We start from the raw sequence: 22,990 nt of genomic DNA, 5'->3' as shown, positions 1-22,990 counted from the left end.
CTTTCCCCTTCCTTTGCTACCCTTGGGGCATGGAGGCCCTCTGGGTCGCCGCCGCCTTTGCCCTAGGCCTTCTCGCCAGCCGGCTAGGCCTCCCCCCCTTGGTGGGGTACCTGGGGGCGGGCTTTGGCCTCAACGCCCTGGGCCTGAGGGAAACGGAGTTTTTGCACCACGCCGCCGAGATCGGGGTCCTCCTCCTCCTCTTCAGCGTGGGGCTCAAGCTTCGGCTTAAGGACCTCCTGGAGCCCCGGGTCCTGGGGGCAGGAGGGCTTCACCTCCTCCTCTTCTCCCTGCTCGCCCTACCCTTCGTGGGCCTCCTCCCCTTGGCCGTGGCCCTGGGCTTCTCCAGCACGGTGCTGGTGGCCAAGCTCCTGGAGGACAAGCGGGAACTCACCACCTACCACGGCCGCCTCTCCCTGGGCATCCTGGTCTTCCAGGACCTGGTGGCGGTGGGCCTCCTCACCCTTTATGGAGGAGGCTCGGTGAGCCCTTGGGCGGTGCTTTTGCTTCTCTTTCCCCTTTTCCGCTCCCAGGTGGGCTGGCTTTTGGAAAGAAGCGGGCACGAGGAACTTTTGGTCCTCTTCGGCCTGGGGCTCGCCCTTCTGGGAGGGGAAGCCTTCCGCCAGGTGGGGTTATCCCCGGAGCTGGGGGCGCTCCTCATGGGCACCCTCCTCTCGGGCCACGCCAAGGGCACGGAGATGGCCAAGTCCTTGTGGAGCCTCAAGGAGGCTTTCCTGGTGGCCTTTTTCCTGGACATTGGCCTCAGGGAGGGCGTTCAGGGGGTGGAGGCGGGGCTTTTGCTCGGCCTCCTTCTCCTCTCCCTCCTCAAGGCCCCCCTCTTCTTCCTCCTCTTCCTCCTCCTGGGCCTTCGGGCCCGCACCGCCTTTGTGGCGGGGACCTACCTCGGCAACTACTCGGAGTTCGCCCTCATCGTGGGGGTGGCCCTGGAGGAGGCCGGGCTTCTCCCCGTGTCCCTGGGCAACCTGGCCCTCTTGGTGGCCCTCTCCATGGCCCTCTCCGCCCCCCTTGGCCGCTACAGCCACACCCTGTACAAGCGCCTCGAGCCCCTTCTCCTTCGCCTAGAGCGCAAGGGCCGCCACCCCGACGAGGAGCCCGAGCGCCTGGACGGGGCCACGGTCCTCATCGTGGGCATGGGGCGCACGGGGGGAGCGGTCTACCGGGTCCTGGAGGCGGGGGGGGAACGGCCCTTCGGCCTGGACGCCGACCCCGAAAAGGTGGAACGGCACCGGGCCAAGGGCCGGCGGGTCCTCTACGGGGATGCGGAAGACCCCGAGCTTTGGGAAAGGCTGGACCTCTCGGGGCTCAAGGCGGTGGTCCTGGCCTTGCCGGACCTCGAGGCCAAACTCCTCGCCGCCCGCTGGCTCAAGGAAAGGGGCTTCAGGGGGGTGGTGGCCGCCACCAGCTTCCACCTGGAGGAGGACCCCGCCCTGGAGGCCGCCGGGGCAAGCCTCCTCTTCCACCCCTTCCGGGAGGCGGGGGAACGCCTGGCGGAAAAGGTACTGGAAAGGCTCGCTATAATGGGTGAGGTGAGCCATGGCCGGTCATAGCAAGTGGGCACAAATCAAGCGCAAGAAGGCCGCCAACGACCTCAAGCGCGGCAAGATCATCTCCAAGCACCTTAGGGCCATCCAGGCGGCGGCCCGGGCCGGGGGAAGCCCCTACCCCGAGGCCAACGTCCAACTGCGGAACGCCATTGAGGCCGCCCGCGCCGACGATGTGCCCATGGAGAACATTGAGCGCCTCCTGCAGAAGCTCCAGGGGGGCGGGGAAGGCGCCGAGCAGTACGAGGAAATCGTCTACGAGGGCTACGCCCCGGGTGGGGTGGCCCTTCTGGTCTACGCCCTCACGGACAACCGGAACCGCACCGCCGGCGAGGTGCGCCACGTCTTCTCCAAGTACGGGGGTTCTTTGGGCACCTCGGGGAGCGTGGCCTGGCAGTTTGAGCGGAAAGGCGTCATCGTCTGCCAAAACTCCGAAGCCGCCCAGGAGGCGGCCATAGAGCTCGGGGCCTTGGACCTCGAGGAGGAAGGGGATAGCCTCACCCTCTACACCGACCCCGCCGAGGCCTACCGCATCGCCGAGGAGCTCAAGAAGCGGGGCATCCCCGTGGAGGCGGTGGAGGTGGTGCAACACCCCCAGAACACCGTGAGCCTCCCCCCCGAGGAGGCCGCCAAGGTCATGCGCCTGGTGGAGGCCCTGGAGGACCTGGACGACGTGCAAAACGTCTACACCAACCTAGACCCCGCAAGCCTCCAGGTGGAGGCGTAAAGGGGCCGCCCGGGGGTTTCCCCGGGCGGACGCCTATTCCTCCTTCTTGCGCTTTTTCTCCTCCCGCATGAGCCGTCTCCGCTCCGCCCGGGAGAGGCCCGGCTGGGGCGGGGGGGTTGCGGGGCGCTTCCTCTCCACCCCAAAGGCCTCGGGCGTCTTGGGGGCCTCGGGCACGGGCACGTAGGGGGCCTCCCGCACCGGGCGCACGGGCTCAGCCTCCACCTTGAGGCGGAAGAGGAACTTGGCCACCTCGCCCTTGATGAAGCCCACCATATCGTTGAAGAGGCGGGTGGCCTCAATCTTGTACTCCTGGAAGGGGTCCTTCTGCCCATAGCCCCGGAGGAAGATGCCCTGCCGCAGCACGTCCAGGTTGTGCAGGTGCTCCTTCCAGGCGGAGTCCACCACGTTGAGGATGACGAAGCGCTCCACGGCCCGCATCAGGGGTGGGGAAAGCTCCGCCTCCCGGGTCTCGTAGGCCTTAAGGGCCCCCTCCACCAGGCGCTCCACGCCCTCTTCCGGCTTGAGCTTCCTCAGTTCCTCAAAGGGGAAGTCCGCCAGCTGGGGCACGGTGTCCAGGAGGGCGGCCTTGAGGCCCTCGAGGTCCCAGTCCTCGGGGTGGACCTGGGGGTTGAGGAAGTTCTCCGCCAAAGCGGCCACCGTCTCCTCCACCATGCCCATGGCGGCCTCCCGCACCGCCTCGTCCTCGCCCAGAAGGATGAGGCGGCGCTGGGCGTAAATCACCTCCCGCTGGCGGCTTAGCACGTCGTCAAACTGCAAAAGCTGCTTGCGGATGGCGAAGTTGCGGTCCTCCACCCGCTTTTGCGCCCGCTCAATGGATCGGGTGACCATGGGATGCTCAATGGGCTCGGAGTCGTCAAAGCCCATGCGGTCCAGCATGGCGATGACCCGGTCAGAGGCGAAGAGGCGCATGAGGTCATCGTCAAAGCTCACGTAAAAGCGGCTCCCCCCAGGGTCCCCCTGGCGGCCGGCGCGGCCCCGGAGCTGGTTGTCTATCCGCCGGGACTCGTGCCGCTCCGTGCCCAGGATGAAAAGCCCCCCCAAGGCCCGCACCCGCTCCTCGTCCTGTTTGCACTCCTCCCGGATCTGGCGGATCCTCTCCAAAAGCTCGTCCTTCACCCCAAGCTCCGCCGCCAGGACCTTCGCTTCCTCCTCCTGGCCCGCCACCATCTTCTTGATGAAGAGCTCCACCTTCCACTCGTAGCGGTCAAAGCCCTCCTTCTCCAAAAGGGCGGCGGCCAGGTACTCGGGGTTCCCCCCCAGCTTGATGTCCGTGCCCCGGCCCGCCATGTTGGTGGCGATGGTGACGGTCTTGCTCCGGCCCGCCTGGGCCACGATCTCCGCCTCCTTGGCGTGGTGCTTGGCGTTTAGCACCTGGTGGGGGATGCCCCGGCGAAGGACGTTTAAGGTGTGCACCGCCCGCTTCAGGCCCTCCCAGGCGGCGCGCAGGTTGCCCTTTTGCGGGATGAGCTCCTCAAAGGAGGCCAGGTCCTCGTCTTTGAGCTGGCCGGGCTTTTCCAGAAGCTTCCTCAGGCGGTCCCAGGCCTCCCCCTGCTGCTTGGCGCTGGCCTTTTTGAAGAGTTCCAGGCGCATCTCCAGGCGGGGCAGGTAGAGCCTGGGCTCCTTGAGCATCTGGGAAAGCCTTTCGGACTTCTCAATGCTGATGGTGCCCACCAAGACGGGCTGGCCCCGCTCGTACTTCTCGGCAATCTCCTCCACCACGGCGTAGAACTTCCCCTTTTCCGTGCGGTAGACCACGTCGGGGTAGTCCTTGCGGATCATGGGGCGGTTGGTGGGCACCACCACCACGTCCATGCCGTAGATCTCCTGGAACTCCTTCTCCTCCGTCTTGGCGGTGCCCGTCATGCCGGCGCGCTTCTCGTAGAGGCGGAAGAAGTTCTGGTAGGTGATGGTGGCCAGGGTCTGGTTCTCCCGCTCAATCCTGACCCCCTCCTTGGCCTCTATGGCCTGGTGGAGGCCCTCGCCGTAGCGGCGCCCCGGCATGAGGCGGCCCGTGAACTCGTCCACGATGATGACCTGGCCATCCTGGACGATGTAGTCCCGGTCCCGGTGGTAGAGCTCCTTGGCCCGGATGGCCTGGATGAGCATGTGGGCGAGCTCCATGTTCTCGGGGCTGAAAAGCCCCTCCACCCCCAGGAGCTTTTCCGCCTTGGCGATGCCCTGGAGGGTGAGGTGGACGGACCGGTTCTTCTCCTCAATGGTGTAGTCCCCCGTGGGCTCCTTGCGCACCCCAGGCTCCGCGGGCAGGCCCCTTTCCAGCTTCTTGGCGATCTCCGCCATCTTGTAGTAGAGGTCGGTGGCCTTCTCCGCCGGGCCGCTGATGATGAGGGGGGTGCGGGCCTCGTCAATGAGGATGGAGTCCACCTCGTCAATGATGGCGTAGTGGAGGGGGGTGTCGTGGCGCAGGACCAGCTGGTCCGGGCTGATGGCCATGTTGTCTCGGAGGTAGTCAAAGCCGAGCTCGGCGTTGGTCACGTAGGTGACGTCCGCCAGGTAGGCCTTGCGCCGTTCCTCCGGGGTGGAGGCGTGCTGGATCACCCCCACGCTCAGGCCCAAGCCCCGGTAAACGGGCCCCATCCACTCCGCGTCCCGCTTGGCCAGGTAGTCGTTCACCGTGACCACGTGGACGCCCTTGCCCGTGAGGGCGTTCAGGGCCACGGCCAAGGTGGCCACCAGGGTCTTCCCCTCCCCGGTCTTCATCTCGGCGATCTTGCCCTCGTGGAGCACCGCCCCCCCGATGAGCTGCACGTCAAAGTGCCGCATGCCGAGATACCGCTTGGCGGACTCCCGGGTGAGGGCGAAGGCCATGGGGAGGAGCTCGTCCAGGGAAGCCCCCTTCTGGTGCTTCTCCTTCAGTTCCCGGTAGGCGGCGGCCAGGTCCTGAATCTTCTCCACCTCCGGCTCCAGCCGGTTGGTGGGCTCCACCACTTGCTTGTAGTAGCGGGCGATCTCCCGCTCGTTGTTGTCAAAAAGCTTCCGTAAGAGGCCCAGCATCCTAGGGCCGATTGTACTCCTTGGGGATGAGAAACCCCTTTAGGCTTCCTCCAAGGGCCAGTAGGCGGTGGCCCCCAAGGAAAGGGAGCTTGGGGGAAAGCCTTGCCTAAAGCGGCGGTAGGCGGCGAGGGCGATCATGGCTCCGTTGTCCTGGGAAAGCCCCTTGGGGGGGAAGTAGACCTGAAGCCCCGCCTCCCGGAAGCGGGCCTGCAGGGCCTGGTTCGCCGCCACCCCCCCCGCCACCAGGAGGACCTTGTGCCCCGTGTCCCGAGCCGCCCGCAGGACCACCTCCGCCAGATGCAGGATGGCCGCCTCCTGGAAGCCCTTGGCCAAGGCCGGCTTGGGAAGGCCCTTTTCCACGAGCTGGAGCGCCTTGGTCTTGAGGCCGGAGAAGCTAAAGTCATACCCCTCCTGCTCCCGAAGGGGCACGGGGAAGGGCACCGCCTCCTCCGCCTCCTGGGCCAGGCGCTCTATCTCCGGCCCCCCGGGGAAGCCGAGGCCCAAAAGCCGGGCCACCTTGTCAAAGGCCTCCCCGGCGGCGTCGTCCCGGGTGGCCCCCAGGAGCCGGTAGCGGCCAAGCCCCAAGACCTCGTAGAGGTGGGTGTGGCCCCCCGAGGCCACCAAGGCCAGGAAGGGAGGGGAAAGCCCCTCGGGCCAAGCGGCGGCGATGTGGCCCTCGAGGTGGTGAATGGCGTAGAAAGGCCGCCCCAAGGCCCACGCCAAGCCCTTGGCGAAGGTGTAGCCCACCAGGAGGGCCCCGATGAGCCCGGGGCCCCGGGTGGCCGCCACCAGGTCTAGATCCTTAGCGGTAATCCCCGCCTCGGCCAAGGCCCTTTCCGTGAGGGGGCGGATGGCCTTGAGGTGCTCGCGGCTCGCCAGCTCCGGCACCACCCCGCCGTAGGCCTCGTGGAGGCGCACCTGGCTCGCCACCAGGTTCACCACCACCTGGCCGTCCCGCACCAAGCCCACCCCGGTGTCGTCGCAGGAGGTGTCAATCCCCAAAACCCACACCCCTTCACCCTACCAAGGCTAGGCTGGGGAAGAAGGTGCTCTGGCTTTTTCCCATCCTCCTCCTTGTCTACCTCCTCTACCGGGCCAGGAGGCAAAGGCCCCAGCCCTGGGCGGGGGTGTGGCTTTGGCGGAGGGGGAAAAGGCGCCGCTTCCGGCCCCGGTTGGACCTTCGGCTCCTCCTCCTCCTCCTCGCCGCAGCCCTTTTGGTCCTGGCCCTGGACGACCCCCCCTTAGGCCCCACCCCCATGGTCCTCGTGGTGGACGCCTCCGCCAGCATGAGGGCCAGGGAAGGGGCCAAGACCCGGCTGGACCTCGCCAAGGAAAGGCTTCTTCCCCTTCTGGAAAGGGCGCCCGAGGCGGTGCTGGTGCGGGCGGGGGAAACGCCCAAAGCCTTCGGCCCCGCCCCGGGGGTGGCCCTGCGGGACGCCCTCTTGGCCCTGGAGGCGGAGGACCGCCGGGCGGACCTGGAGGGGGCCATGGCCCTGGGGAGGAGGCTCCTCAAGGCGCCCGTGGTGGTGGCCACGGACGGCCCCCCACCCCCGGGGGCGGAGGGGTACCTGGGGGTGGGAAGCCCCCAGGAAAACCTGGGCCTGGTGGCGGTGGACCGGGGGTTTTTGGCCCTGGGGAATAGCGCCCAAAGGCCCCTTACCGCCGAGGTGGAGCTTGGGGGAGAGCGCCTTCGGGCGGAGGTCCCCGCCCGGGGGTACGCCCGCCTCCCGGACCTCCCCCCCACCTTCGCCGCCCGGCTTGTGGGGGAAGACGCCCTGGCCCTGGACGACGGGGCGGCCTTTGGCCTGAGGCGGCCCGGGGTGGACTACCCTACGCTTCCCGCCCTGGCACGGCTTTTCGCCCTCATCGGGGTAAGCCCGGGGAGGGAGGTCCTGGTGCGGATTGGGGTACCCGAGGGTGCCCCCGAAACCCCCACCCTTTTCCTGGCCCCAAGGGGCGGCGCCCCCATTCCCGTCCTCCTCACCACCCCCCATCCCCTTTTGGAGGGGGTGGCTCTCCTGGGGGAGGCCCTGCCCCCGCCCCCAAGGCCCCAAGGCCCCTGGCGGGCCCTGGCGGAGGGGGAGGGCGGCGTGGGCCTCCTCTACGTCGCCGAGGGGGGGCTTTACCTTCCGCCCCTCGAGGCCCTTCAGGACAAGCCCTTCTTCCCCCTCTTGGTCCACAACTTCCTCAAGCCCTACCGGGAGGTGCGCACCGGCCTCCTCGCCCCTGAGGAGACCCTTCTTCCCACCCCGGAGGCGAGCTTCCTTCCCAAAACCTCGGGGGGCGGGGGAAGGTTTTTCGCCCTCCTCGCCGCCCTTGTCCTCCTCCTGGAGGCCCTCCTCTTCCGAAGGCGATAATGAGACCATGCGCTTTCGCCCCTTCAGCGAGTTGGACCTCGAGGCCCTAAACCAGGTGGCGGGGAACCGCCCCCTAAGCCTGGGCGCCGTGCGCCACTTCGCCCGCACGGGCCACTCCTTCCTGGCCGAGGAAGGGGAAACGCCCTTGGGCTTCGCCCTGGCCCAGGCGGTGTGGCAAGGGGAAAGGGCCACCGTCCTCATCACCCGCATAGAAGGGCAGAGCCAAGAGGCCCTGGAAGGCCTCCTCGCCGCCATCGTGAAAAGCGCCTACGACGCCGGGGTCTACGAGGTGGCCCTTCACCTGGACCCCGGGAGGAAGGACCTGGAGGAGGCCCTGAAGGCCCAGGGCTTCGCCATCGGCCCCTTGGTCCTGGCGGTGCGGGTCCTGGGAAGCCGGGGGGCCAGGGGCGAAACCCGGGGCGTCTTAGAATGAAGGGCATGAACCGCGTCCTCATCGGCATCCGGGGGGAACCCACCCCCGAGGGGATGGAAAGGATCCTCACGGCGCTCAAGGCCCTGGAAGGGGTGGCCCAGGCCCAGGCCACGGGCCCCGCCCAGGTCCTGGTGGAGTACGACCCCCAGTCCCTCACGGTCATGGACCTGATCCGCACCATCCGGGAAGAGGGGTTCCTGGCGGGTATGCTCTAAACGAGGTGCCCCATGCTGGACTTCTACGCCTTGGAAGACCTCCTCACCCCCGAGGAGAAGGAGGTGCAAAAAGCCGCCCGCCGCTTCCTGGAAAAGGAAGCCCTGCCCCACATCCGCCACTGGTGGGAAGAGGGGGTCTTCCCCACCCACCTCATCCCCCGCTTCGCCGAGCTGGGCTTCCTAGGCCCCACCCTGCCCCCGGAGTACGGGGGGGCGGGGGTTTCCAGCGCCGCCTACGGCCTCATCGCCTACGAGCTGGAGCGGGTGGACTCGGGGCTGAGGAGCTTCGTGAGCGTGCAGAGCTCCTTGGTCATGTACCCCATCTACGCCTTCGGGAGCGAGGCGCAAAAGCGGGAGTTCCTGCCCAAGCTCGCCCGGGGGGAGCTGGTGGGGTGCTTCGGCCTCACCGAGCCCGACGGGGGCTCGGACCCCTACGGCAACATGAAGACCAAGGCCCGCCGGGATGGGGACACCTGGGTCCTCACCGGCACCAAGATGTGGATCACCAACGGCAACCTGGCCCACATCGCCGTGATCTGGGCCAAGGACGAGGAGGGGCGGGTTTTGGGCTTCCTCGTCCCCACGGACACCCCCGGGTTCCAGGCCCGGGAGGTGAAGCACAAGATGAGCCTAAGGGCCTCGGTGACCAGCGAGCTCATCCTGGACGGGGTGCGGGTGCCCGAGTCCCTGCGCCTGCCCAAGGCGGAAGGGCTCAAAGCCCCCCTTTCCTGCCTCACCCAAGCCCGCTTCGGCATCGCCTGGGGGGTCCTGGGGGCCTTGGAGATGGTCTACCAGGAGGCGGTGGCCTTCGCCCAAAGCCGCAGCACCTTCGGCGCCCCCATCGCCCAGAAGCAGCTGGTGCAGGCCAAGCTGGCGGACATGCTCTCCTGGCACACGGAGGGGCTCCTCTTGGCCTGGCGGCTCGCCCGGCTTAAGGACGAAGGAAAGCTCACCCCGGCCCAGGTCTCCCTGGCCAAGCGGCAGAACGTCAAGAAAGCGCTAGAGGCCGCGCGGCTCGCCCGGGACATCCTGGGAGGAAGCGGCATCACCCTGGAGTACCACGCCATCCGCCACATGCTGAACCTGGAGACCGTCTACACCTACGAGGGCACCCACGACGTCCACACCCTGGTCCTGGGCCGGGAGGCCACGGGGCTGAGCGCCTTCTAGATGGTCATCGCCTTCACCGGGGACCCCTTTTTGGCCAAGGAGGCCCTCCTGGAGGAGGCCCGGGTCTGGGGGCTTGCCCGCTTCACCGACCCCACCCCGGAGGCCCTGGCGGAGGCCCTTTCCCCCGGGCTTTTCAGCGGGGCGGGGGCCCTTTTGGACCTGCGGGAGGTGGGCGAAGGGGAGTGGAAGGCCCTAAAGCCCCTCCTGGAGCGGACCCCGGAAAACGTCCCCGTCCTCCTCCTGGACCCCAAACCCACCCCCGCCCGGGCCGCCTTTTACCGCGCCCGGGAGCGGCGGGACTTCCCCACCCCCAAGGGCAAGGACCTCCTGCGCCACTTGGAAAACCGGGCGAAGCGGCTTGGGTTCAGGCTTCCCGCTGGGGTGGCCCAGTACCTGGCGGGCCTCGAGGCCGACCTGGAGGCCCTGGAAAGGGAACTGGAAAAACTCGCCCTCCTCACCCCACCCCTCACCCTGGAAAAGGTGGAACGGGTGGTGGCCCTCAAGCCCCCCGTCACGGGGTTTGACCTGGTGCGGGCGGTGCTGGAGGGCGACGCCAAGGAGGCCTTCCGCCGCCTGAAGGCCCTACGGGAAGAGGGGGAAGAACCCCTGAGGGTCCTGGGGGCGCTTTCCTGGCAGTTTTCCCTCCTCGCCCGGGCACACCTCCTCCTCAAGGAGAGCCCGCGGCCCAAGGAGGAGGACCTCCAGCGCCTCGAGGCCCACCCCTACGCCGCCAAGAAGGCCCTGGAACTGGCCCGGACCCTGGAGGAAGGGCTTCTCAAAAAGGCCCTGGACACCCTCATCCAGGCAGAACGGCGGGCCAAGGAGGGAAAAGACCCCTGGCTCGCCTTGGAGGGGGCGGTTTTCGCTCTCCTCCAGGGCGCCTTGACCGGCCGGTCAGCCAGAGGGTAAAGTCTTGCCATGCTACCCCCCGAAGCGGTGGAAGACCTGCTCCGGCGCGCCCTGAAGGGCGGGGCGGACTTCGCCGAGGTCTACGCCGAACGCTCCCTAAGGCGGCGCATGCGGGTGCGCTCGGGAAGCCTAGAGGAGGCCCTTTCGGGCCTGGACTATGGGGCCGGCATCCGGCTCTTCTTCGGCACCCAGGTGGTCTACGCCTACACCAACCACCTCACGAAACAAGGCCTCCGGGAAGCCCTGGAAACCCTCCTCCGGGCCAGGGGCGCCCTGGGCCAGGTGGACGAGCGGGGCCAAGGGGGTTTGGACTTCCGCAAGCGCGCCCCCCAGGGCCTCCACGCCCCCCAGGTACCCCTTTCCGCCAAGGACAAGCGCTACCGCCTGGAGCGCCTTTTGGAGGCGGAGGCGGGGGCCCGCATCGCCCCGGAGATCAAGGAGGTGGAGGCGAGCCTCCTGGAGTGGGAGCAGGAGGTCCTCATCGCCAACAGCGAGGGCACCTGGGCCGAGGAAAGGCGGGTGCGCACCCGCCTCCACGTCCTCGCCGTGGCCCAGGACGGGGCCGAGGTCCAGACCGGGGTGAGCGCCCCCGGGAAGAGCGTGGGCTTGGAGCTCTTTGACCTCTACCCCCCCAAGGCGGTGGGGGAGAAGGCGGCCCGCCAGGCCCTCACCAACCTCCGGGCCAAGCCCGCCCCCGCCGGCACCTTCCCCGTGGTGGTGGGCAGGGGCTTCGGCGGGGTCCTCTTCCACGAGGCGGTGGGCCACCTCCTGGAGACCACCAGCGTGGCCAAGAAGGCGAGCGTCCTGGCGGACCGGCTTGGGGAAGCGGTGGCGAGCCCCGCCGTCACCTACATAGACGACGGCACCCTGGCCCACGCCTGGGGCTCCAGCGAGGTGGACGACGAGGGCCACCCCACGGAGCGCACGGTGCTCATTGAAAAGGGGGTCCTGAAGGCCTACATGGTGGACCGGCTGGGCCACCTCCTCACCGGCTACCCCCTAACGGGCTCGGGCCGTCGCCAGGACTACACCTTCGCCCCCACCTCCCGCATGCGCAACACCTTCATCGCCCCCGGGGAGATGGAGGTGGAGGACCTCTTCCAGGGCATCGCCTTCGGCCTCTACGCCAAGGAGATGGGGGGTGGCCAGGTGAAGCCCGGCTCGGGCGAGTACAACTTCGCCGTGCAGGAGGGGTACATCATCCGCAAGGGCCGCATAGAGGAGCCGGTGCGGGGGGCTATGCTGGTGGGCAAGGGACCGGACACCCTCAAGCGGGTGGTGGCCGTGGCCCAGGACTGGGAAAACGCCCCCGGGATGTGCGGAAGCCTTTCCGGCTTCGTGCCGGTGGAGGTGGGCCAGCCCCACGTCCTGGTTTCGGAAATGGTGGTGGGAGGGCGGGCATGACCCTAGAAGAGGCGAAGCGCTACCTCCTCCAGCGGGCCAAGGAACTGGGCCTCGAGGCGGAACTCCTTTTCCTGGAGGATAGGGAGCTTTCCCTCAGGGCCCGGGAAGGCCAGCTGGAGGAGATCAAGGAGGCGCGGCAAGGGGGCTTGGGCCTTAGGGTCCTGGCGCAAGGCCGGGTGGGCTACGCCTACACCGAGGACCTCTCCCCCGAGGCCCTGGACTGGGCCCTGGAGGAGGCCCGGGAAAACGCCCTCCTTGGGGGGAGGTCCGCCCACCTCCCCTCGGGGAGGGCCTTGGGGGAGCACGACCTCCTGGGAGAGGGGCTTTCCGCCCCCCTGGAGGCCAAAAAGGAGGCCGCCTTAGCCCTGGAAGGCGCCCTGCGCCAAGACCCCCGGGTCCGGAGCGTGGCCCTCGCCGGCTACGCCGAGCGGGAAATCCGGCTCTCCTTGGCCAGCACCCTGGGAGCGGAAGGAAGCTACCGCACGGGCCTCGCTGGCCTCATGGCGAGCTTCGTCATGGCCGAAGGGAGTAGCCTCAAGCAGGGCTTTGACTTCACCCCGAGCAAGGAGTTCCACGCCCTAGACCCCGGGCGCACCGCCTTGGACCTCCGGGAAAAGACGGCCCGCCTCCTCCACGCCAAACCCCTCAAGACAGGCCGCTACCGGGCCTACCTGGAACCCAAGGCCATGGCGGCCCTCCTGGGCGTCCTGGCCCAGGCCCTTTCCGGCAAGAACGCCCTGGAGGGGAAAAGCCGCCTCCTGGGGCGCCTAGGGGAAAGGGTGGCAAGCCCCCTCGTCACCCTCCTGGACGACCCCACCCTGCCCCAGGGCCTCGCCTCCCGCCCCTTTGACGCCGAGGGCACCCCGGCAAGGCCCGTGGCCCCGATTGAAGCGGGGGTCTTCCGGACCTTCCTCCACAACTCGGAAACGGCCCGGGCCCTGGGCCAGGAGAACACCGGCCACGCCTACCGGGGCTACCGCTCCGCCCTGGACGTGGCCCCGAGCAACCTGTACCTCAAGCCCTTGGGCAACCTGGCCCTAAGGGAGGGCGTCTTGGTCACGGAGTTCATGGGCCTCCACGCTGGGGCGAACCCCATTACCCTGGACTTCTCCCTCCAGGCCCTGGGGCTTTGGGTGGAGGAGGGCAGGCCCCAGCACGCCGTGGAGAACTTCGCCGTAAGCGGCAACCTCCTGGAGCTTTTGCAAGGGGTAGAGGGCTTGGGGGCGGAGCTGGCGTGGTACCCCATGGGGTCAAGCGCCTTCGGCAGCCCCCTGGTGGCCGTGGCCGAGCTTTCCTTCGCCGGGGCATGAGGGTCTTCGTCACCCGCACCCTACCCGGAAAGGCCCTGGAAAGGCTAAAGGAGCGGGGCCTCGAGGTGGAGGTCCACGAGGGGCTTTTCCTCCCCCGGGAGGAACTCTTAAGGAAGGTGGAGGGCGTGCACGGCCTCATCCCCACCGTGGAGGACCGCATAGACGCCGAGGTGATGGACCGGGCGGGGAAAAGCCTCAAGGTCATCGCCTGCTACAGCGTGGGGGTGGACCACGTGGACCTAGAGGCGGCCCAACGCAGGGGCATCCGGGTCACCCACACCCCGGACGCCCTCACCGAGGCCACCGCCGACCTCACCCTCGCCCTCCTCCTCGCCGTGGCCAGGCGGGTGGTGGAGGGGGTGGACCTGGCCCGGGAAGGACAGTGGCGGGCCTGGCACCCCGAGCTCCTCCTGGGCCTGGACCTAGAGGGCCTCACCCTGGGCCTCGTGGGCATGGGACGCATCGGCCAGGCGGTGGCCAAGAGGGCCCTGGCCTTCGGGATGCGGGTGGTCTACACGAGCCGCACCCCCAAGCCTCTCCCCTACCCCTTCCTCCCCCTGGAGGACCTCCTCGCCACCGCCGACATCGTCTCCCTCCACGCCCCCCTTACCCCGGAAACCTTCCGCCTCCTCAACCGGGAAAGGCTCTTCGCCATGAAGCCCGGGAGCCTTCTGATCAACACCGCCCGCGGGGCCCTGGTGGACACGGAAGCCCTGGTGGAGGCCCTAAAGGGCCACCTCTTCGGGGCGGGGCTGGACGTCACCGACCCCGAGCCCCTGCCCAAGGGCCACCCCCTTTACGCCCTCAAAAACGCCGTCATCACCCCCCACATCGGCTCGGCGGGGCGCCGCACCCGGGAGCGCATGGCCGAGGTGGCGGTGGCCAACCTGCTTGCGGTCCTGGAGGGCCGCGAGCCGCCAAACCCGGTAGTATGAGCCCCATGAGCCTCCTCATCGGCTTTCTGGGCGGGGCGTTTGGGGGTTTGGTGGGCCTTGGGGGGGGCACGGTGATGATCCCCCTCATGGTGGGCGTCCTCCGGCTTTCCCAGCACAAGGCCCACGGCACGAGCCTGGTGGCCGTTTTCTTCACCGGGCTGGTGGGGGCCTTCACCTACGGCCTCCAAGGCTCCTTGAACCTCAAAGCGGCCTTTTTCCTAGCCCTCACCGCCATCCTCACCGCCCGCCTGGGGGCCCGCTACGCCCACAGCCTCCCGGAAGCGGAGCTCAAGCGGGCCTTCGGTTGGTTTTTGGTGGCCGTGAGCTTCCTCCTTCTCCTTAGGCCCTACCTGGCCCCTATGGGCCTGGTGCGGGGGGAGGTCCTGGAGGACCTCACCCTCCTCTTGGCGGGAGGCTTCACCGGGTTCCTCTCGGGAATGATGGGGGTGGGCGGGGGGACCATCATGGTGCCGGCCATGGTCCTCCTCCTGGGCATGCCCCAGCACACCGCCCAGGGCACCAGCCTCCTCGCCATGGTTCCGGCGAGCCTGGTGGGGGCCTACACCCACCTGCGCCTGGGGAACGTGGAAAGCGCCCTCGCCCTGGGCCTCGTGCCCGGGGTTTTGGTGGGGACCTTCCTCGGGGGGGAGCTCGCCCACTTCCTGCCCGAAGGGGCCTTGCGGGTGGTCTTCGCCGCCGTCCTCCTCTGGACGGGGTGGCGGTACCTTCGCCCCTCGGGGAAAGCAAAGTAACTTTTTGCACTATTCACCGCGCTCAAACCCTTTTACAATAAGGGGTGAAAGGAGGTGGGCAACCATGACGCGCTGGCAGGACTGGGCCAATCTTGTCCTGGGCGTATGGCTCATCCTCTCCCCGTGGCTTCTCGGCTTTAGCGGCATCCCTTCCGCCATGTGGAACGCCGTCATCGTGGGGGTGGTGGTGGGGCTTATGGCCCTCATGCACCTGAGGGGCGGCCCCTTGTGGGAGGAGTGGGTTAACGTCCTCTTGGGCGTGTGGCTCATCCTCTCCCCCTGGATCCTGGGGTTTAGCGGGGAGGCCAACGCCCTGTGGAACGCCCTCATCGTGGGCGTCCTGGTGGGGGCCTTGGCCCTAAGCGTCACCCGGGAGAAGCCCAAGGCGGCTTAAGGCTTACCCCCAGTCCCGCCCAGGCTCTCCTGGGCGGGCTTCCCTTGCCTTAGCCCGGCCCAGGGTGTAAGGTGGGGGTGGCCTTTAAACCGGTCCCGCGAGGCCGGAAAGGGGGAAAGATGAAGCGTAAAGGGACGAAAAGGCACAAGGAAAGCGGCGCGGGGGTTTTCGCCCCCGCTTTTTTTGGGAGGGTAAGCCGTGCGCTTTAAGGCGGAACTCATGAACGCCGAGGAGATGCGCCGGGCCCTTTACCGCATCGCCCACGAGATCGTGGAGGCCAACAAGGGCGTGGAAGGCCTGGCCCTCATCGGCATCCATACAAGGGGCATCCCCTTGGCGGAGCGCATCGCCCGGTACATTTTGGAGTTTGAGGGGAAGGAGGTGCCCGTGGGCACCCTGGACATCACCCTCTACCGGGACGACCTCACGGAGATCGGGGTGAGGCCCAAGGTGCGGGAAACCCGCATCCCCTTTGACCTCACGGGCAGGGCGGTGGTCCTGGTGGACGATGTCCTCTACACGGGCCGCACCGCCCGCGCCGCCTTGGACGCCCTCATGGACCTGGGCCGCCCCAAGCGCATCTACCTGGCGGTGCTCGTGGACCGGGGGCACCGGGAACTGCCCATCCGCGCGGACTTCGTGGGCAAAAACGTCCCCACCGCCAAAAGCGAGGTGGTGAAGGTGAAGGTCCAGGAGGTGGACGGGGAGGACCGGGTGGAGCTTTGGGAAAGGGAGGGCCTATGAGGCACCTCCTGGACTTCCAAGGCTGGACCCGAGCCCAGGTGGAAAACCTCCTGGACACCGCCCGGGTCATGCGGGAGGTTTTGGAGAGGCCGGTGAAGAAGGTGCCCGCCCTCCAGGGGTTCACCGTGGCCACCGTTTTCTTTGAGCCCTCCACCCGGACCCGCATCTCCTTTGAGCTGGCGGCGAGGCGCATGTCGGCGGACGTGGTTTCCTTCGCCGCCGCCACCAGCAGCCTCCAGAAGGGGGAAAGCTACAAGGACACCCTCCTCACCCTCGAGGCCATGGGCATAGACGCCTACGTCATCCGCGCCGACGCCGCCGGGGTGCCCCACCAGGCCACCCGGTGGGTGAAGGGGGCGGTCATCAACGGGGGGGATGGGCGCCGGGCCCACCCCACCCAGGCCCTCCTGGACGCCTACACCCTCCTGGAGGCCCTGGGTAGCTTGGAGGGGAAGAAGGTGGCCATCGTGGGGGACATCCTCCACTCCCGGGTCGCCCGCTCCAACGCCGAGCTTCTGCCGCTTCTGGGGGCGGAGGTGTGGTGCGCCGGCCCCCCAAGCCTCCTGCCCGAGGCCCTGCCCGGGGCGAGGCTCACCCCCAACCTGGGGGAAGCCCTGGAGGAGGCGGATGCCGTGATGGTGCTCAGGCTGCAGAAAGAGCGCATGGAAGCGGGCCTCGTTCACCTGGACGACTACATCGCCCGCTACCAGGTGACGGAAAGGAGGCTTCGCCTGGCCAAGCCCCAGGCCCCCCTCCTCCACCCGGGCCCCATGAACCGGGACGTGGAGCTGGAGGGCGTCTTGGCGGACTCGGATAGGAGCCTGGTGAACCGGCAGGTGCAAAACGGCGTGGCGGTGCGCATGGCGGTGCTCTACCACCTCCTGGTGGGAAGGGAGGGGGCATGATCCTCATCAGGAACGTGCGGCTCGTGGACGCCCAGGGGGAAAGAGGTCCCCTGGACGTCCTCATCGGGGAAGGGCGCATCCTCTCCCTGGAGGGCGGGGAAGCCAAGCGGATCATTGACGGGACGGGGCTCTTCCTCGCCCCAGGGTTTTTGGACCTTCACGCCCACCTAAGGGAGCCGGGGGAGGAGGTGAAGGAGGAACTCGCCACGGGGCTCTTGGCAGCGGTGCGGGGCGGGTACACGGACGTGGTTTCCATGCCCAACACCAAGCCGCCCGTGGACACCCCGGAGGCGGTGCGGGCCCTTAAGGAGAAGGCGGAGGCCCTGGGCCTCGCCCGGCTCCACCCCGCCGCCGCCCTCACCCTGGGCCAGGAAGGGAAGCATCTCGCCCCGGCGGGCCTTCTCCGGGAAGCGGGGGCCGCCCTCCTCACGGACGATGGCCGCACCAACGAGGATGCGGGCGTCCTGGCCCTGGGTCTCCTCCAGGCCGCTCCCTTAGGCCTTCCCGTGGCGGTGCACGCGGAGGACGCTACCTTGCGCCGGGGCGGGGTGATGAACGACGGAAAGCTTGCAGACCTTTTGGGCCTACCCGGAAACCCCCCGGAGGCGGAGGCGGCCCGGATCGCCCGGGACCTCGAGGTCCTCCGCTACGCCCTAAGGCGTAGCGGGGCCAGGCCCCACCTCCACGTGCAACACCTTTCCACCCAACGGGGAGTAGAGCTCCTCCGGGAGGCCAAGCGGGCCGGCCTCCCCGTGACCGCCGAGGCCACCCCCCACCACCTCACCCTCACGGAGGAGGCCCTTGCCGGTTTTGACCCCCTTTTCAAGGTGGCCCCGCCCCTCCGGACGAAGGAGGACCAGGAGGCCCTCCTGGAGGGGCTTCTGGACGGCACCCTGGACGCCATCGCCACGGACCACGCCCCCCACACCCGGGCGGAGAAGGAGATGGACCTCCTGAGGGCCCCCTTTGGCATCCCGAGCCTCGAGGTGGCCTTCCCCCTCCTCTACACCGAGCTCCACCTGAAAAGGGGCTTCCCCCTCCCCCGGCTGGTGGAGCTCTTCACGGACGGGCCGCGGAGGGTTTTGGGCCTTGAGCCCCTCCACCTGGAGGTGGGGGCGGAGGCAAGCCTGGTGCTCCTCTCCCCCCAAGAGCGGCCCGTGGACCCCAAGGCCTTTGCCTCCAAGGCCCGCTTCTCCCCTTGGGCGGGGTGGGTCCTCGGGGGGTGGCCTGTCCTCACCCTGGTGGCGGGGCGGGTGGTCCACGAGGCGCTGGAGTAAAAGCGGGCGGGACCGGCTTTGGGTGGGAGGGGTGGGCCTCCCACCCAAAGGCCATGGACAGCAACATCCGCCCCGAGGAGGGCTTACCCTGCCCCCCGGTGCCCATAGCCGGCGTGGACGTCCCTCCCGAGCCACAGGCCCAAGTTTTCACCTCCCAAGGGTCCAGGGCGTGGGGGTCGTTGACCCCTACACCCTCCCCGTCCTCCATCTGCGCCAGGAAGGGGCTTTCCTTTAGGTCTCCCCCGGGGGGCTCCCGTTCTTTCGGCTATGCCCGCACCGCCTGAAGCTCCCTCAAAGCCCTAACGCCTTCTGCCTCCATGCGGGAAAGGAGCCCCAAGAGGAGCCGTCTGGGGAAAAGGGGGCCCCCGTAGACAAAGCCCGTGTAGACCTGAAGGAGGCTTGCCCCCGCCTTGAGCCTTTCCCAGGCGTCCTCGGGGGTTTCCACCCCCCCCACGCTCACGAGGGTGAGGCCCGGGACCTGGGCGAGGTGCCGAAGCACCTCCAAAGCCCGCCCCCTAAGGGGCCTCCCCGAAAGCCCCCCCGCTTCCCGGGCCCAGGGGCTCGTAAGCCCCTCCCGGCTTAGGGTGGTGTTCACCGCCACCAAGCCCTCCAGGCGGTGCTTTAGCGCCAAGGCCGCCACCTGGTCCAAGGCGCCAAGGGAAAGGTCCGGGGCCACCTTGAGGAGGAGGGGCTTGGCCGTGGCGGGGCGGAGGCGGGAAAGGAGCTCGTCCAAGAAGGGGCCTTCCTGCAGGGTGCGCAAGCCCGGGGTGTTGGGGGAGCTTACGTTGAGGACAAAGTAGTCCCCATAGGGCTCCAAGAGGCGCAGGGCCTCTAGGTAATCCTCCGCCGCCCTTTCCAGGGGGGTTTCCCGGTTCTTCCCCAGGTTCACCCCCACGGGGAAGGGAAGCCCCCGGGAGCGGAAGGCCGCAAGCCGCCTGGCCGCCTCCGCCGCCCCTCGGTTGTTGAAGCCCATGCGGTTGATGAGGGCGCCGTCCTCGGGAAGCCGGAAAAGCCTGGGCTTGGGGTTTCCCTCCTGGGGCCTTGGGGTGAGGGTCCCCACCTCGGCGAAGCCAAAACCCAGGGCCCACCAGGCCCCAAGGGCCCGGGCATCCTTGTCCATACCCGCCGCCAGGCCCAAGGGATTCGGGAAGGTGAGGCCCAGGGCCTCCACCTTAAGCCTCGGGTCCTCCACCCGAAGAAGCCGCGCCGGCACCTCCAAAAGGGGCCCCCTTTCCGACCAAAAGGCCAGGGCTTTCAGGGCGAGCTCGTGGGCACTTTCCGGGTCCAGGGCGAAGAGGAGGCGGTGCATCCTTTCCATTTTCCGGTAGAATGCCCCCGTGTGGAAGAGACGCTCTTCCCTTCTCATCCTGGCTATCCTCCTCGCCGCCTGTAGCTACACCTTTACCGTGGACCTGGGCTCCACGAGCCTCAACCTAGGCAGCCTCCCCCCCACAAACCCCTTTGGGGAGCCCTACGTGGTCTACCCCACAACCCCCCTCACCCTAACCCCGCCTCCCCTGGATGTGGTGCGGGCCCTGGAGGTAAAGGGGATGGCCAGGGCCAACCTGCCCCTAAACGCCCGTATCCTCGTCTATGCCCGGGCCCAAGAACCCGGACCCGAATGCCACGCCACGAGCCAGTTTGTCCTTTGCCCTGCCAGCAAAGCCGGGGAGAGGGTGGGAACCCTGGACTTCGGGGGCCGGGCAGAAACACCCTTTACCCTCGTGGGGGATACCCTACTCCAAGGTCTACGCCATGGGCGGCTTTGGTTAGGCGTGGCCGTGGAAGGCAACGTGCCGCCCGGTCTCGGTGAAATCCGGTTGGAGGAGATGAAGGCCCTCATCACCGTGGGCCTCTAGGCCTCCTTTGTGCCCTCGGGCGCTAAAGCGCCCGTCTGCTGCCTTATCATGGAAGGCAGATGAAGGACGCCTTGCGCCTAGAACTACCCGTTCTCCCCTTGCGGAACACCGTCATTCTGCCCCACACCACCACCGGGGTGGACGTGGGCCGCCCCAAGAGCAAGAGGGCGGTGGAGGAGGCTTTGTCCGCCGACCGCCTCATCTTCCTGGGGGCCCAGAAGGACCCGGAGGTGGACGACCCCACGCCCGAAGACCTCTACGGGGTGGGCACCCTGGCAGTGGTCAAGCAGGCCATGCGCCTCCCCGACGGCACCCTGCAGGTGATGGTGGAGGCCAGGAACCGGGTGCGCCTCCAGGATTTCGTGGCCGCCCCTTACCTGAGGGCCTTGGGCGAGGTCCTGCCCGAGCCTCCCTTGGCGGACGCGGGGCTCGCCCGCGTCCTGGTGGGGGAGGTGCAGGAGGCCTTTGAGCGCTACCTGCAAAACCACAAGACCCTGCGCCTGGACCGCTACCAGCAAGAGGCCATCAAAAGCACCCTGGACCCCGCCATCCTGGCGGACCTGGTGGCCCACCACGCCACCTGGTCCTTGGAGGAGAAACAGAACCTCCTGGAAACCCCGGAGGTGGAGGAACGGCTCAAAAAGGTCCTGGCCCTTCTCCTTCGCGACCTGGAGCGTTTTGAGTTGGACAAGAAGATCGCCGCCCGGGTCAAGGAGCAGATGGACCAGAACCAGCGGGAGTACTACCTCCGGGAGCAGATGAAAGCCATCCAGAAGGAACTCGGGGGCGGGGAGGACTTCCTAACCGAGATTGAAGAGCTTCGGGAGCGCATAGAGAAGAAGGGCATGCCCGAGCCCGTGAAGGAAAAAGCCCTCAAGGAGCTCAGGCGCCTGGAAAGGATGCAGCCCGGCTCCCCCGAGGCCACGGTAAGCCGCACCTACCTGGACTGGCTCCTGGACGTTCCCTGGACCGAAGCGGACCCCGAGCTCCTGGACATCGCCGTCACCAAGCAGGTTCTGGACGAGGACCACTACGGCCTCAAGGAGGTAAAGGAGCGCATCCTGGAGTACCTTGCGGTCCGCCAGCTCACCCAGGGCAAGGAGGTGCGGGGCCACGCCCCCATCCTCTGCTTCGTGGGGCCGCCGGGGGTGGGCAAGACCTCCTTGGGCAAGAGCATTGCCCGGAGCATGAACCGCAGGTTCCACCGCATCTCCTTGGGTGGGGTGCGGGACGAGGCGGAAATCAGGGGCCACCGCCGCACCTACATCGGGGCGCTTCCCGGCAAGATCATCCAGGGAATGAAGCAGGTGGGGGTGGTGAACCCCGTCTTCCTCCTGGACGAGATTGACAAGCTTTCCTCCGACTGGCGGGGGGACCCGGCCTCGGCCCTTTTGGAGGTCCTGGACCCCGAGCAGAACCACACCTTCACCGACCACTACCTGGACGTGCCCTACGACCTCTCCAAGGTCTTCTTCATCACCACGGCCAACACCCTTTCCACCATTCCCAGGCCCCTTCTGGACCGGATGGAGGTCATTGAAATCCCCGGGTACACCCTGCCGGAAAAGCGGGCCATCGCCCGCCACTTCCGCTGGCCCTTCCAGGTGAAGGAGGCGGGGCTTGTGGGGAAGCTGGAAATCACCGACGCCGCCATTGACCGCATCGTGCAGGAATACACCCGGGAGGCGGGGGTGCGCAACCTGGACCGGGAGCTCTCCAAGGTGGCCCGCAAGGCGGCCAAAGACTACTTGGAAAAGCCTTGGGAAGGGGTGCGGGTGGTGGAGGCGAAGGACCTCGAGGCCTACCTGGGCGTGCCCAAGTACCGCCCCGATCGGGCGGAAAAGGCCCCGCAGGTGGGGGCGGCCCAGGGCCTGGCCTGGACGCCCTATGGGGGTGCCCTCCTCACCATTGAGGCGGTGGCCGTTCCCGGTACGGGCAAAGTCAACCTCACGGGCAACCTAGGAGAGGTGATGAAGGAATCGGCTCACGCCGCCCTCACCTACCTCCGGGCCCACCGGGAGGAGTGGGGCCTGCCCGAGGGCTTCCACAAGGACTTTGACCTGCACGTGCACGTGCCGGAAGGGGCCACGCCCAAGGATGGCCCCTCCGCCGGCATCACCATGGCCACCGCCCTGGCCAGCGCCCTCACGGGCCGCCCGGTGCGCATGGACATCGCCATGACCGGGGAGATCACCCTGAGGGGCAAGGTGCTCCCCATCGGCGGGGTAAAGGAAAAGCTCCTCGCCGCCCATCAGGCGGGCATCCACAAGGTAATCCTGCCCAAGGAAAACGAGGCCGAGCTCAAGGAGGTACCGGAGGAAATCCTCAAGGACCTGGAGATCACCTTCGTGGAGGAGGTGGGGGAGGTCTTAAGGCTCCTCCTCCTGCCCCCTCCTCCCCCGCCCGTGGGCGCAGGGGACCGGCCGCAGCCGGGGGCAGGGGCCTAAGGTAGCTCTTCCTTCCGGTTGGCGTTCAAAAACACCTCCCGCCCAAACCGGGCCACCACCTCGTCCGCCGCCACGAGGGTAGCCCCCAGGGCCTCCATCACCCTTCGCAGGAGGAAATCCCCTTCCTGGATCTGCCTCTCCACCTGGGGCAGGCAGTCCTTGTGGTAAAAGGCCATGAGGGGTTCCAGGTGGCCCTCCGGGTTCACCGGCACCACCACGGGGAAGGAGGAGCGGAGGGCCTCTTCATAAAGGAAGTCCCAATACGCCCGGGAAAGGAAGGGAAGGTCCGTGGCCGCCACCGCCACCCAGGGGTTTTGGGCGTGCGCCAAGGCCGAGTGGAGCCCAGAAAGGCTGTCCGCCCCCGGGAGGAGGTCCGGGTATACGGGCACGCCGAAGCCCTCGTAAGGGCGGTTGGCCACGATGAAGCGCTCCTCCGCCCCCAAGAGGCTTTCCAAAACCCAGGCCAATAGCGGCTTCCCCCGGTAGGGGAAGAGGGCCTTGTCTTCCCCAAAGCGCCGGGACCTTCCCCCGGCCAGGACCGCCCCGCTATACACGCCCCC

At 68.0% G+C, this 22,990-nt stretch carries 21 protein-coding genes; 17 read left to right on the top strand and 4 right to left on the bottom strand.

Features of this window, described 5'->3' with window-relative positions:
• The first annotated feature begins 29 nt into the window (after positions 1-29).
• Positions 30-1,565 (top strand): cation:proton antiporter family protein, encoded by a 1,536-nt coding sequence (locus A0O31_RS09500; protein ID WP_071677641.1) that lies wholly within the window; start codon positions 30-32, stop codon positions 1,563-1,565.
• On the top strand, positions 1,552-2,286 hold the full coding sequence (locus A0O31_RS09495) for a YebC/PmpR family DNA-binding transcriptional regulator (RefSeq protein WP_071677640.1): 735 nt from the start codon (positions 1,552-1,554) through the stop codon (positions 2,284-2,286). Before A0O31_RS09500 ends, A0O31_RS09495 begins: the two co-directional genes overlap by 14 nt.
• 33 nt (positions 2,287-2,319) lie before the next feature.
• Here the strand turns inward: A0O31_RS09495 and secA are convergent, their stop codons facing one another.
• Positions 2,320-5,319 carry a preprotein translocase subunit SecA gene (secA, locus tag A0O31_RS09490; protein ID WP_071677639.1) on the bottom strand — a complete coding sequence of 1,000 codons (3,000 nt, stop codon included), beginning with the start codon at positions 5,317-5,319 and terminating at the stop codon, positions 2,320-2,322.
• 39 nt (positions 5,320-5,358) lie between these two features.
• Positions 5,359-6,330, bottom strand: coding sequence for a tRNA (adenosine(37)-N6)-threonylcarbamoyltransferase complex transferase subunit TsaD (gene tsaD / locus A0O31_RS09485; RefSeq protein ID WP_071677638.1), 972 nt, complete (start codon positions 6,328-6,330; stop codon positions 5,359-5,361).
• A gap of 35 nt (positions 6,331-6,365) precedes the next feature.
• On the opposite strand from tsaD, the gene A0O31_RS09480 reads away from it, so the two are divergent.
• The 13 genes from A0O31_RS09480 (at position 6,366) to A0O31_RS09420 (ending at position 18,124) form a co-directional block, all read left to right on the top strand.
• Entirely contained in the window at positions 6,366-7,676 is a 1,311-nt protein-coding gene (locus A0O31_RS09480; protein WP_071677637.1) for a vWA domain-containing protein, read from the top strand.
• 7 nt (positions 7,677-7,683) lie between these two features.
• Complete coding sequence (locus A0O31_RS09475; protein WP_071677636.1) at positions 7,684-8,109, top strand: DUF1999 family protein; 426 nt, start codon at positions 7,684-7,686, stop codon at positions 8,107-8,109.
• 5 nt (positions 8,110-8,114) lie between these two features.
• A complete protein-coding gene (locus tag A0O31_RS09470; RefSeq protein WP_039459244.1) occupies positions 8,115-8,324 on the top strand; it encodes a heavy-metal-associated domain-containing protein in 210 nt (69 codons plus the stop codon).
• 12 nt (positions 8,325-8,336) lie between these two features.
• Positions 8,337-9,494: an acyl-CoA dehydrogenase family protein gene (locus A0O31_RS09465; protein ID WP_071677635.1), complete on the top strand. Its 1,158-nt coding sequence runs from the start codon at positions 8,337-8,339 to the stop codon at positions 9,492-9,494.
• The gene (holA, locus tag A0O31_RS09460) at positions 9,495-10,403 is read left to right on the top strand and encodes a DNA polymerase III subunit delta (protein WP_071677634.1); all 909 of its coding nucleotides are present in this window, start codon (positions 9,495-9,497) and stop codon (positions 10,401-10,403) included.
• Positions 10,404-10,412: 9 nt separating this feature from the next.
• Complete coding sequence (locus A0O31_RS09455; protein WP_071677633.1) at positions 10,413-11,807, top strand: TldD/PmbA family protein; 1,395 nt, start codon at positions 10,413-10,415, stop codon at positions 11,805-11,807.
• Complete coding sequence (locus tag A0O31_RS09450) at positions 11,804-13,117, top strand: TldD/PmbA family protein (RefSeq protein ID WP_071677632.1); 1,314 nt, start codon at positions 11,804-11,806, stop codon at positions 13,115-13,117. The genes A0O31_RS09455 and A0O31_RS09450 overlap by 4 nt, the downstream gene beginning before the upstream one ends.
• A complete protein-coding gene (locus tag A0O31_RS09445) occupies positions 13,114-14,052 on the top strand; it encodes a 2-hydroxyacid dehydrogenase (protein ID WP_071677631.1) in 939 nt (312 codons plus the stop codon). Before A0O31_RS09450 ends, A0O31_RS09445 begins: the two co-directional genes overlap by 4 nt.
• A gap of 5 nt (positions 14,053-14,057) precedes the next feature.
• Positions 14,058-14,804, top strand: a complete 747-nt coding sequence (locus A0O31_RS09440) for a sulfite exporter TauE/SafE family protein (protein ID WP_071677967.1) — start codon at positions 14,058-14,060, stop codon at positions 14,802-14,804.
• Between the two features lie 64 nt (positions 14,805-14,868).
• Positions 14,869-15,198, top strand: a complete 330-nt coding sequence (locus A0O31_RS09435) for an SPW repeat protein (RefSeq protein ID WP_071677630.1) — start codon at positions 14,869-14,871, stop codon at positions 15,196-15,198.
• A 198-nt stretch (positions 15,199-15,396) separates the two neighbouring features.
• Positions 15,397-15,942, top strand: a complete 546-nt coding sequence (pyrR, locus tag A0O31_RS09430; RefSeq protein ID WP_071677629.1) for a bifunctional pyr operon transcriptional regulator/uracil phosphoribosyltransferase PyrR — start codon at positions 15,397-15,399, stop codon at positions 15,940-15,942.
• Positions 15,939-16,847, top strand: coding sequence for an aspartate carbamoyltransferase catalytic subunit (locus tag A0O31_RS09425; RefSeq protein WP_071677628.1), 909 nt, complete (start codon positions 15,939-15,941; stop codon positions 16,845-16,847). Before pyrR ends, A0O31_RS09425 begins: the two co-directional genes overlap by 4 nt.
• Positions 16,844-18,124 carry a dihydroorotase gene (locus A0O31_RS09420; RefSeq protein ID WP_071677627.1) on the top strand — a complete coding sequence of 427 codons (1,281 nt, stop codon included), beginning with the start codon at positions 16,844-16,846 and terminating at the stop codon, positions 18,122-18,124. Before A0O31_RS09425 ends, A0O31_RS09420 begins: the two co-directional genes overlap by 4 nt.
• 265 nt (positions 18,125-18,389) lie before the next feature.
• Here the strand turns inward: A0O31_RS09420 and A0O31_RS09415 are convergent, their stop codons facing one another.
• Entirely contained in the window at positions 18,390-19,433 is a 1,044-nt protein-coding gene (locus tag A0O31_RS09415; RefSeq protein ID WP_071677966.1) for a quinone-dependent dihydroorotate dehydrogenase, read from the bottom strand.
• 28 nt (positions 19,434-19,461) lie between these two features.
• On the opposite strand from A0O31_RS09415, the gene A0O31_RS09410 reads away from it, so the two are divergent.
• Positions 19,462-19,983: a hypothetical protein gene (locus A0O31_RS09410; RefSeq protein WP_237258996.1), complete on the top strand. Its 522-nt coding sequence runs from the start codon at positions 19,462-19,464 to the stop codon at positions 19,981-19,983.
• 59 nt (positions 19,984-20,042) lie between these two features.
• Entirely contained in the window at positions 20,043-22,430 is a 2,388-nt protein-coding gene (gene lon / locus A0O31_RS09405; protein WP_071677626.1) for an endopeptidase La, read from the top strand.
• Here lon and A0O31_RS09400 read toward each other — a convergent pair.
• Positions 22,427-22,984 carry a molybdenum cofactor guanylyltransferase gene (locus A0O31_RS09400; RefSeq protein WP_071677625.1) on the bottom strand — a complete coding sequence of 186 codons (558 nt, stop codon included), beginning with the start codon at positions 22,982-22,984 and terminating at the stop codon, positions 22,427-22,429. The genes lon and A0O31_RS09400 overlap by 4 nt on opposite strands.
• Positions 22,985-22,990: the final 6 nt, after the last annotated feature.

Origin of the sequence: Thermus brockianus, assembly GCF_001880325.1 — a bacterium.
GTDB lineage: Bacteria > Deinococcota > Deinococci > Deinococcales > Thermaceae > Thermus > Thermus brockianus.
This window is presented reverse-complemented; position numbering and strand designations above follow the sequence as displayed.

What these genes read in the sequence shown, in the direction of transcription:
- A0O31_RS09445 (WP_071677631.1), top strand. Translation starts at nt 13,114, where the DNA reads ATGAGGGTCTTCGTCACCCGCACCCTACCCGGAAAGGCCCTGGAAAGG.
- lon (WP_071677626.1), top strand. Translation starts at nt 20,043, where the DNA reads ATGAAGGACGCCTTGCGCCTAGAACTACCCGTTCTCCCCTTGCGGAAC.
- A0O31_RS09450 (WP_071677632.1), top strand. Translation starts at nt 11,804, where the DNA reads ATGACCCTAGAAGAGGCGAAGCGCTACCTCCTCCAGCGGGCCAAGGAA.
- A0O31_RS09495 (WP_071677640.1), top strand. Translation starts at nt 1,552, where the DNA reads ATGGCCGGTCATAGCAAGTGGGCACAAATCAAGCGCAAGAAGGCCGCC.
- A0O31_RS09425 (WP_071677628.1), top strand. Translation starts at nt 15,939, where the DNA reads ATGAGGCACCTCCTGGACTTCCAAGGCTGGACCCGAGCCCAGGTGGAA.
- holA (WP_071677634.1), top strand. Translation starts at nt 9,495, where the DNA reads ATGGTCATCGCCTTCACCGGGGACCCCTTTTTGGCCAAGGAGGCCCTC.
- A0O31_RS09415 (WP_071677966.1), bottom strand. Translation starts at nt 19,433, where the DNA reads ATGCACCGCCTCCTCTTCGCCCTGGACCCGGAAAGTGCCCACGAGCTC.
- secA (WP_071677639.1), bottom strand. Translation starts at nt 5,319, where the DNA reads ATGCTGGGCCTCTTACGGAAGCTTTTTGACAACAACGAGCGGGAGATC.
- A0O31_RS09470 (WP_039459244.1), top strand. Translation starts at nt 8,115, where the DNA reads ATGAACCGCGTCCTCATCGGCATCCGGGGGGAACCCACCCCCGAGGGG.
- A0O31_RS09475 (WP_071677636.1), top strand. Translation starts at nt 7,684, where the DNA reads ATGCGCTTTCGCCCCTTCAGCGAGTTGGACCTCGAGGCCCTAAACCAG.
- A0O31_RS09440 (WP_071677967.1), top strand. Translation starts at nt 14,058, where the DNA reads ATGAGCCTCCTCATCGGCTTTCTGGGCGGGGCGTTTGGGGGTTTGGTG.
- A0O31_RS09455 (WP_071677633.1), top strand. Translation starts at nt 10,413, where the DNA reads ATGCTACCCCCCGAAGCGGTGGAAGACCTGCTCCGGCGCGCCCTGAAG.
- A0O31_RS09420 (WP_071677627.1), top strand. Translation starts at nt 16,844, where the DNA reads ATGATCCTCATCAGGAACGTGCGGCTCGTGGACGCCCAGGGGGAAAGA.
- A0O31_RS09435 (WP_071677630.1), top strand. Translation starts at nt 14,869, where the DNA reads ATGACGCGCTGGCAGGACTGGGCCAATCTTGTCCTGGGCGTATGGCTC.
- A0O31_RS09465 (WP_071677635.1), top strand. Translation starts at nt 8,337, where the DNA reads ATGCTGGACTTCTACGCCTTGGAAGACCTCCTCACCCCCGAGGAGAAG.
- A0O31_RS09500 (WP_071677641.1), top strand. Translation starts at nt 30, where the DNA reads ATGGAGGCCCTCTGGGTCGCCGCCGCCTTTGCCCTAGGCCTTCTCGCC.